The sequence below is a fragment of the Variovorax sp. P4_D9 genome (genome assembly GCF_056401695.1).
Genome location: NZ_JBFUIU010000172.1, coordinates 1 through 13,647 on the forward strand (window position 1 = coordinate 1; position 13,647 = coordinate 13,647).

Sequence of the window (13,647 nt, forward strand, 5' to 3'; positions counted from 1 at the left end):
ACACCGCCCGCCGCCCCGGTGCCGGTGGTGGTGGCCCCTGGCAGCGCGGCCGCGCCGCGTCCGCCGCGCACTGCGCCGGTGCCGGCGGAAGCCAATGCGCTGCCGCCCTCCAATGACCCGATCGGCGATTTCGCCAAGGCCCGCAGCGGCTCGGGCGCGGGTGCCGCGGCGCCGGCCGGTGCCAGCACCGACCCGTTCATGTACTTCGTCCAGGCCGGTGCCTTCCGCACCCAGGAGGACGCCGACGCGCAGCGCGCCAAGCTCTCGCTGATGGGCGTGGAGGCGCGCGTGACCGAGCGCGAGCAGGCCGGCCGCACCGTCTACCGCGTGCGCGCCGGCCCCTTCAACAAGAAGGACGATGCCGATCGGCTCAAGGAGCGGCTCGACGACGGCGGCCTGGAATCGGCCCTGGTGCGCGTCCAGCGTTGAGACATGGCCCCCACGCTTCCCCACTGCGTGTGGGTCGCTGCCCCCCGAGAGGGCCGCAGGCCGCCTTGGGGGCGGCCCGGCGCCGGCCTGACACTTCATCGATCTTTACTTTGGGTGCCCGGGGAACTCGACCCGGTTCGCGGGCTCTTTCAGCCGACAGGAGAACTTCTTAATGCAACGTCGTGATTTTTCTTTGGCCGCCGCTTCGCTGGCCCTTCTTCCGCTGGCTGCGCCCTCGCATGCCCAGGGCCGTCCGTTCAAGGCCGGCACGGACTACATCGTGCTCGGCAAGCCGGCACCGGTCGATGCGCCCGCGGGCAAGGTCGAGGTGATCGAGTTCTTCTCGTACAACTGCCCGCACTGCGCGGCCTTCGAGCCCAAGCTCGAGGCCTGGGTCAAGCAAATGCCGCCGCATGTTGCGTTCCGGCGCATTCCGGTGCCCTTCGTCGGCAACGACACCGAGGCCAAGCAGCGCTTCTACTATGCGCTCGAGGCCATGGGCAAGGTCGACGAGCTCCAACCCAAGATCTTCCAGGCCATCCACCAGCAGCGCCTGAACCTGACCGGCGATGCTGCGATCCTCGCCTGGGTCGAGAAGCAGCCGGGCCTCGATGCGAAGAAATTCGCCGAGCTGTTCAAGTCCTTCTCGGTGGTCGGCAAGGCAAAGCGCGCTTCGCAGCTCACGACCGACTACCAGGTGGCCGGCGTGCCGGCGCTCGGCGTTGCTGGCCGCTGGTACGTCGACGGCGACACCGCCGGTTCGCTCGATCGTGCCCTGCAGACGGTCGACTTCCTGGTTGCCGAAGCCCGCAAGACCTGAGCGAGCGGGCGGCCCCGCCGCCCCACTGCCGCCACGAAGCCCGCTTCCGCGGGCTTTTTCGTCAAGGCCGCGCGAGTGGCGTCCCGGGGACGCATACAATCGCAGAGCAAGTTTCGTGCCTCTATGACATCTCCCTTTCTCTTCCTCCCCCGCCGCCCCCTGCGCGTGCTGTTCCTCGCCAGCGTGCTGGCCGGCTTCGCATCGCTGGCCCAGGCCGAGCAGGCCGACCGGAGCAAGCCGATGAACATCGAGGCCGACGCGATGCGCTACGACGACCTCAAGCAGACCAGCGTGTTCACCGGCAACGTGGTGGTGAACAAGGGCACGATCCAGATCCGCGGCGCGCGCATCGACGTTCGCCAGGACCCCGAGGGCTACCAGTACGGCGTCGTCACGGCCGACCCGGGCAAGCTCGCCTACTTCAAGCAGAAGCGCAATGCCGGCACCGACGAGTGGATCGAGGGCGAGGGCGAGGTCATCGAGTACGACAGCCGCGCCGACAACGTGAAGTTCATCCGCCGCGCGGTCATGCGCCGCCTGATCGGCGCCACGCCCAGCGACGAGAGCAGCGGTCCGCTGATCGTCTATGACCAGAGCAACGACACCTTCACCGTCAATGGCTCCTCGCTGCCGCCGAATGCCGGCGTGGCGACCCAGCCGGGCGGCCGCGTGAAGGCCATCCTGACGCCCAAGCCGGCCACCCCGCCGGCGGCCGGCGCCGCCAAGCCCGCCGCCACGCCGGCGCCGGGCAACAGCCTGCGTGCCACCACCACGCTCGGCGGAGACCTCAAGAAGTGATCGAAGCAGCGGGTATCAGTGTCAGCGACGGCCAGCCGGGCAGCCGGCTGGAGGCGCGCAGCCTCGAAAAGAGCTATGGCAGCCGCAAGGTCGTCAAGGACGTGTCGCTGGCCGTGCAGAAGGGCGAAGTGGTCGGCCTGCTGGGCCCCAACGGCGCCGGCAAGACCACCTCCTTCTACATGATCGTCGGGCTGGTGCGCGCCGATGCCGGCGAGATCACGATCGACGGCGAGCCGATCGCCCACATGCCGATCCACCGCCGCGCGCGCATGGGCCTGAGCTACCTGCCGCAGGAGGCCTCGATCTTCCGCAAGCTGACGGTCGAGGAAAACGTGCGCGCCGTGCTCGAGCTGCAGAGGGAGCCCGACGAGCAGGGCGGGATGGTGCCGCTCTCCAAGGCCCGCATCGAGGAGCGTCTGGCCGAACTGCTGGCCGACCTGCGGGTCGACCACCTGCGCGATTCGCCTGCGCTGTCGCTGTCCGGCGGCGAGCGCCGGCGGGTCGAGATCGCGCGCGCGCTGGCGACCCAGCCGCGCTTCATCCTGCTGGACGAACCCTTCGCGGGCATCGACCCGATCGCGGTGATCGAGATCCAGCGGATCATCAATTTCCTGAAGGAGCGCGGCATCGGCGTGCTCATCACCGACCACAACGTGCGTGAAACGCTGGGCATCTGCGATCACGCGTTCATCATCAGCGACGGGCATGTGCTGGCACAAGGCACGCCCTCGGAGATCGTCGACAACGCCGAGGTACGACGCGTGTACCTGGGCGAGCACTTCCGGATGTAGGAGCCCAATCTCGATGAAGCAGGGGCTTTCGCTTCGCGTCTCGCAGCATCTGGCGCTCACGCCGCAGCTGCAGCAGTCGATCCGGCTGCTGCAGCTCTCGACGCTCGAGCTGACCCAGGAAGTCGAACAGATGCTCGACGACAACCCGTTCCTCGAGCGCACTGCCGAGGAGGCGGCGCGCGAGGAATTCGGCCTTGAAACGGCGGATGCGCCGGTGCGCGACGAAGATCGGCAGGCCGAAGGCGATGCCGACTTCACGCCGGGCCCCTCGGCGCCGGCTGAAGTCGCGGTCACCACCTCCGACACCGAGACGGCCACCACCGACGCCGTCGACGGCGAGCCCGACTGGGAAGGCGACGGCACGGTCGACCTGGCGCCCGACGACAGCGAATGGGGCGGCGACGCCCCGGCGCGCACCAACAACCTGGGCGACGACGAGCGCACCGACGCGACCGAGCTGGCGCGCAGCCAGGAGTCGCTGCAATCCTTCCTGCACCGCCAGGCGCTGGGCCTGCGGCTCAGCGAGACCGACCGCGCCGCGCTGCGTTTCCTGATCGAATCGCTCAACGACGACGGCTATCTCGAGGACTCGCTGCCGGCCCTGGCTTCGGGCCTGGCCGGCGACGACAACGACCAGTTCGACGACCTGGTGCACCACTTCCAGGTCGCGCTCGGCCTGTTGCAGAGCCTGGAGCCGGTCGGTGTCGGCGCGCGCAACCTCGGCGAGTGCCTGACGATCCAGCTGCGCGCCTTGGCCCGGCCGGACGAAGGCGCCGACGAGGCGCAGGTGCGCGAGACCGCCATCGCGATCTGCAAGCAGCCGATGGAGCTGCTGGCGCGGCGCGATTTCAAGCGGCTGGCGACCCTCACGCGCAGCAACGAGGAAGAGGTTCGCGCGGCCCTGCAACTGATCGCCAGGCTCGAACCCAAGCCCGGCCGCCGCTTCGTCGACGTCGAGCGCAACGTGGTGATCCCCGACGTGATCGTCACACGCATCGGCAACGGCACCAACACCAACACCAAGTTCCGCGTCATGCTGAACCCCGAGGTCATGCCGCGGCTGCGGGTCCACGACATCTACGCCGGCGCGCTCAAGCAGCACAAGGGCGAAGGCAGCCAGGCCCTGTCGCAGCGGCTGCAAGAGGCGCGCTGGTTCATCAAGAACATCCAGCAACGCTTCGACACCATCCTTCGGGTGTCGAACGCGATCGTCGAGCGGCAGAAGAGCTTCTTCGTGCACGGCGAGCTGGCGATGCGGCCGCTGGTGCTGCGCGAGATCGCCGACGAGCTCGGCCTGCACGAGTCGACCATCAGCCGCGTGACCACCGCCAAGTACATGGCGACGCCCTACGGCACGGTCGAGCTCAAGTACTTCTTCGGCTCGGCGCTGGGCACCGAGACCGGCGGCAATGCGTCGAGTACCGCGGTGCGGGCGCTGATCAAGCAGTTCGTCAGCGCCGAGGACCTCAAGAAACCGCTGTCCGACAGCCAGATCTCCGAAATGCTCAAGGAGCAGGGGATCGAATGCGCGCGCCGCACGGTGGCGAAATACCGCGAGGCCCTGCGCATCGCGCCGGCCAATCTGCGCAAGGCACTCTAGCGATGCCTCGCGGCGCGGGCCTGGCGGTGCGCGGGTGGCGGCTCGGCGCGGCACTGATGGCGGCGACTCTCCTGGCCAGCGGCTGCGCCATGCTTCCGGCCGAGTTCGAGCGCCAGCCCTCGAGCGCGATCGCGGCCTCCGCGGACACCACGCTGGGGCGGATCGCCAAGGCCTCCTCCCCCGATCCCGACCTGAGCGGCTTCCGGCTGATGGCGGGCGGGGACTTCGCGCTCGACACGCGGCTTCAGTTGGCGCGCCGCGCCGAGCGCACGCTGGACGTCCAGTACTACCAGATCGAGAACGACGAGACCGGTCGCTACTTCCTGCGCAGCCTGCGCGACGCGGCGCTGCGGGGCGTGCGCGTGCGGCTCTTGATAGACGACCTATATACCTCCGGCGAGGACGAATTGCTGCTGGCGCTGGCGGCGACGCCGAACCTCGAGCTGCGGCTGTTCAATCCGTTTCCGGCCGGGCGCGGCAGCATGGTGCAGCGCTTCTCGAGCTCGCTGTTCGACTTCGACCGCGTCAACCGCCGGATGCACAACAAGCTCTTCATCGCCGACGGCGCGATGGCGGTGGCGGGCGGGCGCAACATCGGCAGCCAGTATTTCACGCAGACCGCGGGCGCGAACTTCCTGGACATCGACACCTTCGTCGCCGGTGCGTTGGTGAAGCGCCTGGGCAGTCTCTTCGACCTGTACTGGAACAGCCCCTACGTGCGGCCGATCGGCACCGTGGTCGCTTCGTCGCTCGCGCCCGAGGAACTGCAGCGGAGCTTCGAGCAGGCCACCGGCCCTGCCAACACCCCGGCGCCGCGGCGGCCGGCCCCGAACGACGTCCTGGGCTACGCGCCGCTCGGGCCGGAGCTGAAGGGCGGCGCCCGGCTCGACCTGATCTGGACCCTGGCCGAGGCCTATGCCGACTCGCCCGACCGCGTCATCGGCAAGACCGCGTCCTATGGCGGCGTGCCACTGCTCGATGTCGACAGCGTGCGCTACAACGTGATCGAGCAGATGCGGCGCTCGCGCTCCGAAGTCACGCTGGTCTCGCCCTACCTGATCCCGGGCAAGGCCGGGCTCGAGGTGATGCGCGAGGTCCGCGGGCGCGGGGTCCGGATCAGCGTCGTCACCAACTCGCTCGCGGCCACCGACGAGCCGGTGGTCCATACCGGCTACCGGCGCTACCGGCCCGACATGCTGCGGCTCGGCGTCGAGATCTACGAGCTGAGCTCGGCGCGCACCAAGCGCAGCGTGCGGCTCGGGCTGTTCGGCTCGCAGGTCGGCCGGCTGCATGCGAAGGCGGCGATCTTCGACCGCCGCGCGCTGTTCCTGGGTTCGATGAACTTCGACCCGCGCTCGGACAGCCACAACACCGAGATCGGCCTCTTCATCGCCAGCCCCGAGATGGCGCAGCAGATGCTCAAGCTGCTCGACGTGCTGAAGCAGCAGGGCGCCTACCGGGTGCGATTTGCCGAGGGCGGCGAACAGCTCGAATGGGTCACGATGGAAGACGGTGCCGACCCGGTGCTCACCGTCGAGCCCGACTCGGGCCTGTGGGACCGCGTGATGCTGGAGCTGCTGGCGCCGTTGGCGCCGGAGAGCCTGCTGTAGGACTCGCGGGTTCCTGGCCGGCCGGTGAGGCGAGGCTGAGGCGTCCGGTCGGCCACATAGTCGCCGAGCCTGTCGATGGCGTGGACCACGATCGTGCGCCGCTCCAGGCTGACCAGCCCGCGGTCGGCCAGTTCGCGAAAGTGTCGCGACAGGGTCTCCGGCGTGAGGTTGACTGTGCCGCGACCACGTTCTTGTGGATCGACAGCTCGATCTTGGCGGGCGTCATGCTGCCCGGCGGAAGCAGGCGCAGCAGGTAGGTCACGAGCCGCGCGGCCGGGGGCTGGAGCGAAAAGGATTCGATGTCGTCGACCACGTTGCGCATCCGCATCGACAGGCTGGCCAGCATGCGCATTGCGAAGCGGCTGTCGTTTTCGATCAGCTGCACGATCGCGTTGCGCGGCGGGTAGAGCAGCAGGCTGTCTTCGAGCGCCTGCGCCGTCAGGTAGTACGGGCGCTCGAGCAGCATCGTGATGTCTCCGAAGCTACCTCCGGGAGCGACGAAGTCGAGTGGCTTGTCGATGCCCTGCGAGGACACCAGCGACAGCTTGACCTTGCCCGACACCAGCATGTGGAAGCCCTCGCACGGGTCACCTCGCTTGAAGAGCACCTTCCGGCGTTCGGCATGCAATCGTACATCGACCGCATCAACATCGGCATCCGGTCCAACAACGCCGATTTCCTGAACCACATCGGACTGACCCTCGATGACAAGGGCAGCCAGGGTTTCCTGGCCTCCGCCTTCATGCTTGGCTACGGAATCTCAGCCTGGTCTCACGCTCTTTTGCGTCGCGCTCTTCGGTGTTCGCCGAAGCCTGCTCTGCGGCCTGCTGCAATGGGACGGCGTCACGGCCATCTCGCCCGGCTTCGACAGCTATGGCAGCCTGCTGGCGTCGCGCATCCTGCTCGGGGTCTCCGAAGGGCCCTCTTCTCGCTCGCCTCGTCCTACATCAAGGCGCATTTCGAGGACCGCGAGAACGGCAAGCCGAATGCCTTCGTCAACATGGACACTGGCCTGAGCCTGGCCATCGGCTTTTCGCTGATCAGCCTCATGCTGGTCCATTTCCAGTGGCAGACCTCGTTCTACCTGCTGGGCCTGATGAACGACGGACTCGGCATCCGCTCGTTTTCGCCTCTCCCCGCCTGAATACAGCGCTCCTCTTGACTGTGTGACGACGTGGGCGGGGCGTTGAATCCGTGAGGGAAAACGCAGCCCTGCCTCCCTGCAGCCGATCAACGGGTGGTCGGCTACGGCGTAGCGTACGGATGCAGGCTCACGCAGCGAACGGGTCGCCTTGATTCAAATCAAGCGATCCGGCGACTGCGGCTAGAGGAAAACCAGGTGCAAATGCAAGGCGATTGCGAATGCCGAAGACGCGACGCGCTGTCGGCTCGCGCGCCGCTTCACTGGATGTTCACCGCCTCGACCTGCACCAGCAGCCTGACCTTGTCCTCGAAGCCGAAGGTCAGGCCCCAGTTGATGCCCCACTGGCTGCGCTCGACCGTGGTCTCGAAGTCGCCGCCGCAGATCTGGCGGTTGATCAGCGGGCTCAGATAGCAATTGAAGCGGTTGGCCTTGAGCATCACGGGGCGGGTCTGGCCCATCAGGGTCAGCGTGCCGTTGACCTGCGTGACCTTGTCGCCGCTGAAGTCCAGGCGGTCGGAGACGAAGCGGGCGGTCGGAAACTCGGCGACGTTGAAGAAGTCCTTGCTCAGCAGGTGGCGGTTGAGCAGGTCGACGCCGGTGTTGATGGAACTGATGTCCATCGTGATGTCGACCTTGCCGCCGGTGCCCGACGGGTCGATCTTGATCTTGCCGTCCTTGGTGCTTAAGCGGCCGCGGTTGGTGGTGGTGCCATAGTGGCCCATCTCGTAGTTGACGAAGGTATGGGTCGGGTCGACCACGTAGCTGGCGCCCTTGACCGGTCCGCCCGCCGGCTTGGCCGCCGCTTCGGGCGCCTGCTGGGCGCCGGCCAGTGCAGCCGCGGTCGTCAGCGTGGCGAGGGTGAGCAGTTTCTTCATGACGAGCCTTCGGGTGAACGTGGAAAAAACGTCGGTGGACCTCACAGGGGGCCGAGCCCGCTCAGCACCAGCTTGAAGCGGACCTGGACCTCGTCGGCCACCATCGAAGTGTCGGTCCATTCGCCGTCGCCGATCTTGAAGGCGAGGCGCTGGATCGTAAAGCTTCCGCTGGCGGTCGACTGGCCAGAGGACTGCGTGATCTCGACCGGCACCAGCACCTCCCTCGTGCTGCCCTTGATCGTCAGCCGGCCGGCGACCTCGAAGCGACCGACACCCAGCGCCTTGATGCTGCTGGAACGGAAGTCGGCCTTGGGGAAATGCTGGCTGTCGAACCAGGCCGCCTTGGGCAGTTCGGCGTCGCTCTGGGGCAGGCCCAGGCTGGCGCTCGCGACCTCTATCTGCAGCGCCACGCCGCCGCCCTCGGGTTTGCGCGGGTCGAAGGCCACCTGGGCGTCGAACTTCTTGAAGCTGCCTTCCACCGGCACGCCCATCTGCTTGGTTATGAACACGATCTGGCTCGCGGCCGGCAGCAGCTTGGCTGCTGTCGCGGGCTCGGCGCCGGCCGCGCCGGCCACGAGGAATGCGGCCGTGCAGAGCAAGGCGCGGCCGAGGGCAAACAGGGTCATGGGAAATGCCTTCGGCGAGGAAGCGGCGACATGCGGTCGAGCAGACCGTCGCGGTCGATGAAGTGATGCTTGAGCGCGGCCGCGACATGGACCGCCGCCACCGCCGCGAGGCTGAAGGCGCCGGCGCGGTGCAGCGGCTTCAGCACCGATTCGGCGAACTCCTTGTCGACCGGCACGAAGTCCGGCAGCGGCAGCATGCCGAGCCAGACGATCGGCAGACCCAGCGCCGAGCTGTACGCCCAGCCCAGCAGCGGGACGGCGAAGAACAGCAGGTACAGCAGCAGGTGCAGCCCGCGGTGCGCGGCCAGCTGCCAGGCCGGCATCGCCGACCGGATGCGCTCCGGCAGCGGCGGCGGCGGGTGCGACAGGCGCCACAACAGGCGCAGCGCCGACAGCGCCAGGATCGTGATGCCGGCCCATTTGTGCCAGTTGTAGAGCTTGAGCCGCAGCGGCGAGAAAGGCAGGCCGGTCATCGACAGGCCGACGCCGAGAGAAGTCAGGATCATCAGCGCCAGCAGCCAGTGCAGGGCAATCGCGATCGCGCCGTAGCGCGGGGCGTCGGGGGCATCGGCCAGGGGGCGTGGAGGCTCGGCGGGCATGCTAGAAGCATAGGCCGCTTCAGCGCTGCAGCCGCAGCAGCAAGGCTTTCAGCGTGGCGGGCTGAACGGGTTTGCGCAGCGCCTGCCAGCCGCGCTCGCGGGCCAACTGCTGCTTGGCGTCGTCGATGTCGGCCGAGACCAGCGCAACCGGCAGGGAAGGGCGCCGGCGCTGCAATTCGGTCGCCAGCGCGATGCCGTCGAGCGCGCCCGGCAGCCGGATGTCGCACAGGGCGATGTCGAAGGCGGCCAGATCGGGCAGTGCGAGTGCCTCGGCCGCGCTGCCGCAGATCTGCGGCCGGGCACCCCACAGGCGCAGCAAGGCCGCGATGCTGTCGGCCACCACCGCGTTGTCCTCGATCACCAGCGCGACCAGGCCGGGGCGCAGCGCCTGCGTTCCCCGTGCCGGCGCAAGCTCGACGCCCGCCGCCGGAACCGATGCCAGCGGCGCGCCCTGCGGCGCTGCGGGCAGTTCGAAGGCGAACACCGAGCCGCGCCCCGGCGCCGAGCGCAGCGAGACCTCGACGCCCAGGCGCAGGGCCAGCCGCCGCACGATCGCCAGGCCCAGCCCGTGGCCGCGCTGCAGGTTGCGCTCAATGTTGCCGACCTGTTCGAAGTCGCCGAACACGCGTTCCTGGGCCTCGAACGCAATGCCGATGCCGGCGTCTCGGACCTCGATCCGCCAGGCCTCGCCGCGCCGTCGGCAGGCCAGCAGCACGCGGCCCCGCGGGGTGAACTTGAGCGCGTTGTCGACCAGGTTGCCGAGGATCCGGCGCAGCGCGAGCAGGTCGGTCCAGACCACGGCGCTCGCCGGGCAGCGCACTCGCACGCGGCCGCTGCCGGCCTGGCGCGCGAATTCGGCCAGCAACGGCGCCAGCGCAACCGCCACCGGTGAGAACGGATCGGCGGCGGACTCGATGCGCCCGATCTCGAGCAGCTGGTTGGTGAGTCCCTCGAGCGCCTGCTGGGCCCTCGACAGCGCGGCGACCGTGTTCAGCACCGTCACCGTGTCCTCGCCGGCGCTCAGCTGCTGGCGCAGCACCTCGGCCTGAAGGCCCATCGCCATCACGGGCTGGCGCAGGTCGTGGTTGGCGGCCGAGAAGAAGCGCAGGCGCTCGGCCTGGGCCTGCTCGGATTCCCGCAGGCCGGCCAGCGCCTGCTCGCGCAGCGTGCTTTCGTTGTGGCGCAGGCCGATGTTCTCCTCGAGCTGGCGGGCGCGTTCCGAGACCAGCTTCCAAACCATCGCGAGCAGGCCGATGCCGAGCAGCGACAGCACCTTCATGACCGGTGCGCCCAGCGCCAGGCCCATCGCGATCACCGGCGCCAGCAGCAGCGTGATCGCGAGCTGCATCGCCGGCGTGTAGTAGGAGACCGAGAAGGCCGAGGACAGCGTCATCGCCATCACCACCAGCCCGATCATCAGCTGCGAAGTCGGGTCCGCCGGATTGAAGAGCAGGATGCCGGCCAGACCGTGGATGCCTTCGTGGATTGCGATGCGCAGCGTGTGCTCGCGCAGGGCGGGCCGCACGTTGTCGGGCGTCAGCGGCGCGGGCAGCCGTTGCGGAAGGAGGCCGCGGTAGGCGGTGGTGGCGGCGATCAGCGCGATCCAGGCGAGCGCGTGCGGCACCGAATACTGCCAGGCGAACAACGCCGCGACGCCGCAGTCGAGCAGGAACTGGAACAGCAGGACCGCCCCGCTCGGCTGGGCACTGAGCCGCAGCACCTCGCAGCGGATGGCAAACCGGTCGGCGGCGCTGGCCTCGGGGTGTGCGGGAGTGGGCGGTGAGCTCATCGGCCGGCCCACTATAGATCAGCCGGGCCGCTGCCGGGGGGCCTCGTCGGGGCGACAATCGCCGGGTGAACGATCTTTCGCTTTTTCTCCCTTGCGCCGCTGGCGTCGAGGATTTCCTGGCCCAGGAAGTGCATGCGCTGACCGGCCGCGTGGGGCAGGACCTGCTCACGCTGCGCGGCGGCGTGCGGGTGCGCGCCGACTGGCGCGACGCCCTCAAGCTCAATCTCCACAGCCGGCTGGCCCAGCGCGTGCTGATCGAACTCGCGCATGCGCCGTACCGCAGCGAGAACGACCTCTACGCCATCGCCAGCGGCGTCGCCTGGGAGATCTGGTTCACGCCGAAGCAGACCTTCAAGATCGAGACCACGGCGCAGCACAGCCCGCTGCAGAGCCTCAACTTCGCCACCCTGCGCATCAAGGACGCGATCGCCGACCGCTTCCGCGCCAAGGCCGGCGGCGTTCGGCCCAGCATCGAGACCCAGTGGCCCGACAGCCGCGTCTTCGCGCACCTCACCACCGACACCTGCACGCTGTATGTAGACACCTCGGGCGAGCCGCTGTTCAAGCGCGGCTGGCGGCAGGACAAGGGCGATGCGCCGCTGAAGGAAACCCTGGCCGCGGCGATGCTGGCGGCCAGCGGCTGGTGGAACCCGGAAACCGGCGCGGTGTCGAGCTCGCCGTTGTACGACCCTTGCTGCGGCAGCGGCACGATCGCGATCGAGGCGGCGCAGATCGCCTCCGGCATCGCGGCCGGCTCGCTGCGGCGCTTCGGCTTCGAGAAGCTGCTGCCCTTCCAGGCCCACGTGTGGTCGGCCCTGAAGGCCGAGGCCGTGCCGCCGGCGGTGCTGCGCGCGCCGGTGATCTTCGGCTCCGACGTCTCGCACCGCATGGTCGACTTCGCCGAGCGCAACGCCGAGCGCGCGGGCGTGGCGGCGGCGATCCAGTTCCGCGGCGGCGATGYCTTGCAGCGGATGCCGCCGGCCGAGTCGGGCGTGATCGTGCTGAATCCGCCCTACGGCGAGCGGATCGAGGTCGGCGGCGTGGCGCGCGGCCGCGAGGACGCGCAGACCGAGGACGGCGGCGAGTTCTTCGTCCAGCTCGCGAGCCACTGGAAAAAGAACTACGCCGGCTGGACCGCCTGGGTGCTGACGCCCGACCTGCAGTTGCCCAAGCGCATGCGCCTGAAGGAATCGCGCCGGGTGCCGATGTGGAACGGGCCGATCGAGTGCCGGCTGTTCAAGTTCGACATGGTGGCGGGCTCGGCGCGGAAGGCCTGAGGCTTCGGCCGGTATTGCGTTTCGGGCCAGAATGCGGCTCCCCCGCATCCGCAATCCGCAATGAACGACCTGTCCGCCTTCCCGATCACCAAGAAATGGCCCGCTGTCCATCCCGACCGGCTGCAGTTGTATTCGCTGCCGACGCCGAACGGCGTCAAGGTCTCGATCCTGCTCGAAGAGACCGGCCTGCCCTACGAGGTGCACCTGGTCAGCTTCCAGTCGAATGACCAGACGTCGCCGGAGTTCCTGTCGCTCAACCCGAACAACAAGATCCCGGCCATTCTCGATCCGAACGGGCCCGGCGGAAAGCCGCTGGCCTTGTTCGAGTCCGGCGCGATCCTGCTCTACCTCGCCGACAAGACCGGCAAGTTCATCCCGCAGGACGCCGCCGGCCGCTACGAGACGATCCAGTGGCTGATGTTCCAGATGGGCGGCATCGGCCCGATGTTCGGCCAGCTCGGCTTCTTCAACAAGTTCGCCGGCAAGGACTACGAGGACAAGCGGCCGCGCGACCGCTACGTGGCCGAGTCGCGGCGCCTGCTCGGCGTGCTGGACCAGCGGCTCGACGGGCATGCCTGGCTGATGGGCGACGCCTACACCATCGCCGACATCGCGACCTTCCCGTGGGTGCGCAATTTGATCGGCTTCTATGAGGCTGGCGACCTGGTCGGCATCGCCGACTTTCCGCAGGTGCGGCGCGTGCTCGATGCCTTCGTGAAGCGGCCCGCGGTGATGGCCGGACTGGACATCCCGAAGCGCGGCTGAACGGCGTGGTTGAATGGCGCCCACGCTCCCCCACTGCGTGTGGGTCGCTGCCCCCCGAGGGGGGTGCTGGCCGGCTTGGGGCGGCCCGGCGCCGGCGTGGTGTCGTCATCGACACCAACATCGCGCTCGACCTGCTGGTGTTCGAGGACCCCGGCCAGGCCGGCCTGGCTGCGGCACTGGCGGACGGCGCGCTGGAATGGATCGCCACCGCGGCGATGCGCGACGAATTCGCGCGCGTGCTCGGCTACCCGCTGATCGCGCGGCAGTTGCAGGCCAGGGGCCTCGAGGCCGACGCGGTCCTCGCGGCCTTCGATGACCGCAGCCGTGCGGTCGACGGCGTGCCGCCGCGGGCGCCGTGCGTCTGCAGCGATCCCGACGACCAGGTCTTCATCGATCTCGCCGTGGCGCACCGCGCGCCGCTGCTGAGCAAGGACCGTGCGGTGCTGGCGCTGCGCAAGCGACTGGCGGCTTGCGGCGTCCCGGTGTCCAGCGACTGGCCCTAGCGGCGGCCGTACCAGCGGGCC

General features: G+C 68.8%; 14 protein-coding genes and 1 pseudogene. 10 read left to right on the forward strand and 5 right to left on the reverse strand.

Annotated features, from left to right (window positions below):
• From AC1DY5_RS19400 to AC1DY5_RS19425, 6 genes are all read left to right on the forward strand, one after another.
• On the forward strand, positions 1–429 hold a 429-nt coding region (locus AC1DY5_RS19400), incomplete at its 5' end, for an SPOR domain-containing protein (protein ID WP_478113910.1).
• A gap of 172 nt (positions 430–601) precedes the next feature.
• On the forward strand, positions 602–1,249 hold the full coding sequence (locus AC1DY5_RS19405; protein WP_478113912.1) for a thiol:disulfide interchange protein DsbA/DsbL: 648 nt from the start codon (positions 602–604) through the stop codon (positions 1,247–1,249).
• A 123-nt stretch (positions 1,250–1,372) separates the two neighbouring features.
• On the forward strand, positions 1,373–2,047 hold the full coding sequence (lptA, locus tag AC1DY5_RS19410; protein WP_478113914.1) for a lipopolysaccharide transport periplasmic protein LptA: 675 nt from the start codon (positions 1,373–1,375) through the stop codon (positions 2,045–2,047).
• Positions 2,044–2,838, forward strand: coding sequence for an LPS export ABC transporter ATP-binding protein (lptB, locus tag AC1DY5_RS19415; protein WP_478113916.1), 795 nt, complete (start codon positions 2,044–2,046; stop codon positions 2,836–2,838). The genes lptA and lptB overlap by 4 nt, the downstream gene beginning before the upstream one ends.
• Positions 2,839–2,851: 13 nt before the next feature.
• Positions 2,852–4,438, forward strand: a complete 1,587-nt coding sequence (locus AC1DY5_RS19420) for an RNA polymerase factor sigma-54 (RefSeq protein ID WP_478113917.1) — start codon at positions 2,852–2,854, stop codon at positions 4,436–4,438.
• A gap of 2 nt (positions 4,439–4,440) precedes the next feature.
• Complete coding sequence (locus tag AC1DY5_RS19425; RefSeq protein WP_478113919.1) at positions 4,441–6,048, forward strand: phospholipase D family protein; 1,608 nt, start codon at positions 4,441–4,443, stop codon at positions 6,046–6,048.
• Here the strand turns inward: AC1DY5_RS19425 and AC1DY5_RS19430 are convergent.
• Entirely contained in the window at positions 5,966–6,616 is a 651-nt protein-coding gene (locus AC1DY5_RS19430; protein WP_478113932.1) for a Crp/Fnr family transcriptional regulator, read from the reverse strand. The two genes, AC1DY5_RS19425 and AC1DY5_RS19430, sit on opposite strands and share 83 nt — an antisense overlap.
• Positions 6,617–6,670: 54 nt before the next feature.
• Here AC1DY5_RS19430 and AC1DY5_RS19435 point away from each other — a divergent pair.
• A pseudogene (locus AC1DY5_RS19435) lies at positions 6,671–7,165 on the forward strand (MFS transporter); the annotation flags it as partial.
• A 284-nt stretch (positions 7,166–7,449) separates the two neighbouring features.
• On the opposite strand, the gene AC1DY5_RS19440 reads toward AC1DY5_RS19435, so the two are convergent.
• The 4 genes from AC1DY5_RS19440 to AC1DY5_RS19455 are packed head-to-tail and all read right to left on the reverse strand — an operon-like array spanning position 7,450 to position 11,081.
• On the reverse strand, positions 7,450–8,067 hold the full coding sequence (locus AC1DY5_RS19440; protein WP_478113921.1) for a YceI family protein: 618 nt from the start codon (positions 8,065–8,067) through the stop codon (positions 7,450–7,452).
• Positions 8,068–8,108: 41 nt separating this feature from the next.
• Complete coding sequence (locus AC1DY5_RS19445) at positions 8,109–8,693, reverse strand: YceI family protein (RefSeq protein WP_478113923.1); 585 nt, start codon at positions 8,691–8,693, stop codon at positions 8,109–8,111.
• Complete coding sequence (locus AC1DY5_RS19450) at positions 8,690–9,292, reverse strand: cytochrome b (RefSeq protein WP_478113925.1); 603 nt, start codon at positions 9,290–9,292, stop codon at positions 8,690–8,692. The genes AC1DY5_RS19445 and AC1DY5_RS19450 overlap by 4 nt, the downstream gene beginning before the upstream one ends.
• 19 nt (positions 9,293–9,311) lie before the next feature.
• Complete coding sequence (locus AC1DY5_RS19455; RefSeq protein WP_478113926.1) at positions 9,312–11,081, reverse strand: sensor histidine kinase; 1,770 nt, start codon at positions 11,079–11,081, stop codon at positions 9,312–9,314.
• A 65-nt stretch (positions 11,082–11,146) separates the two neighbouring features.
• Here AC1DY5_RS19455 and AC1DY5_RS19460 point away from each other — a divergent pair, with 65 nt between their 5' ends.
• From AC1DY5_RS19460 to AC1DY5_RS19470, 3 genes are read left to right on the forward strand one after another with little or no spacing between them, the layout of a single operon-like run.
• The gene (locus tag AC1DY5_RS19460; protein ID WP_478113928.1) at positions 11,147–12,358 is read left to right on the forward strand and encodes a THUMP domain-containing class I SAM-dependent RNA methyltransferase; all 1,212 of its coding nucleotides are present in this window, start codon (positions 11,147–11,149) and stop codon (positions 12,356–12,358) included.
• A gap of 60 nt (positions 12,359–12,418) precedes the next feature.
• Entirely contained in the window at positions 12,419–13,123 is a 705-nt protein-coding gene (locus tag AC1DY5_RS19465; RefSeq protein WP_478113930.1) for a glutathione S-transferase N-terminal domain-containing protein, read from the forward strand.
• Between the two features lie 47 nt (positions 13,124–13,170).
• A complete protein-coding gene (locus tag AC1DY5_RS19470; RefSeq protein ID WP_478113933.1) occupies positions 13,171–13,626 on the forward strand; it encodes a putative toxin-antitoxin system toxin component, PIN family in 456 nt (151 codons plus the stop codon).
• The last annotated feature ends 21 nt before the right edge of the window (positions 13,627–13,647 follow it).

Bases quoted from the DNA above. Each gene is read 5' to 3' on its own strand.
- AC1DY5_RS19405 (WP_478113912.1), top strand. From the start codon at position 602: ATGCAACGTCGTGATTTTTCTTTGGCCGCCGCTTCGCTGGCCCTTCTT.
- lptA (WP_478113914.1), top strand. From the start codon at position 1,373: ATGACATCTCCCTTTCTCTTCCTCCCCCGCCGCCCCCTGCGCGTGCTG.
- AC1DY5_RS19420 (WP_478113917.1), top strand. From the start codon at position 2,852: ATGAAGCAGGGGCTTTCGCTTCGCGTCTCGCAGCATCTGGCGCTCACG.
- AC1DY5_RS19425 (WP_478113919.1), top strand. From the start codon at position 4,441: ATGCCTCGCGGCGCGGGCCTGGCGGTGCGCGGGTGGCGGCTCGGCGCG.
- AC1DY5_RS19430 (WP_478113932.1), bottom strand. From the start codon at position 6,616: ATGCTGGTGTCGGGCAAGGTCAAGCTGTCGCTGGTGTCCTCGCAGGGC.
- AC1DY5_RS19440 (WP_478113921.1), bottom strand. From the start codon at position 8,067: ATGAAGAAACTGCTCACCCTCGCCACGCTGACGACCGCGGCTGCACTG.
- AC1DY5_RS19445 (WP_478113923.1), bottom strand. From the start codon at position 8,693: ATGACCCTGTTTGCCCTCGGCCGCGCCTTGCTCTGCACGGCCGCATTC.
- AC1DY5_RS19450 (WP_478113925.1), bottom strand. From the start codon at position 9,292: ATGCCCGCCGAGCCTCCACGCCCCCTGGCCGATGCCCCCGACGCCCCG.
- AC1DY5_RS19455 (WP_478113926.1), bottom strand. From the start codon at position 11,081: ATGAGCTCACCGCCCACTCCCGCACACCCCGAGGCCAGCGCCGCCGAC.
- AC1DY5_RS19465 (WP_478113930.1), top strand. From the start codon at position 12,419: ATGAACGACCTGTCCGCCTTCCCGATCACCAAGAAATGGCCCGCTGTC.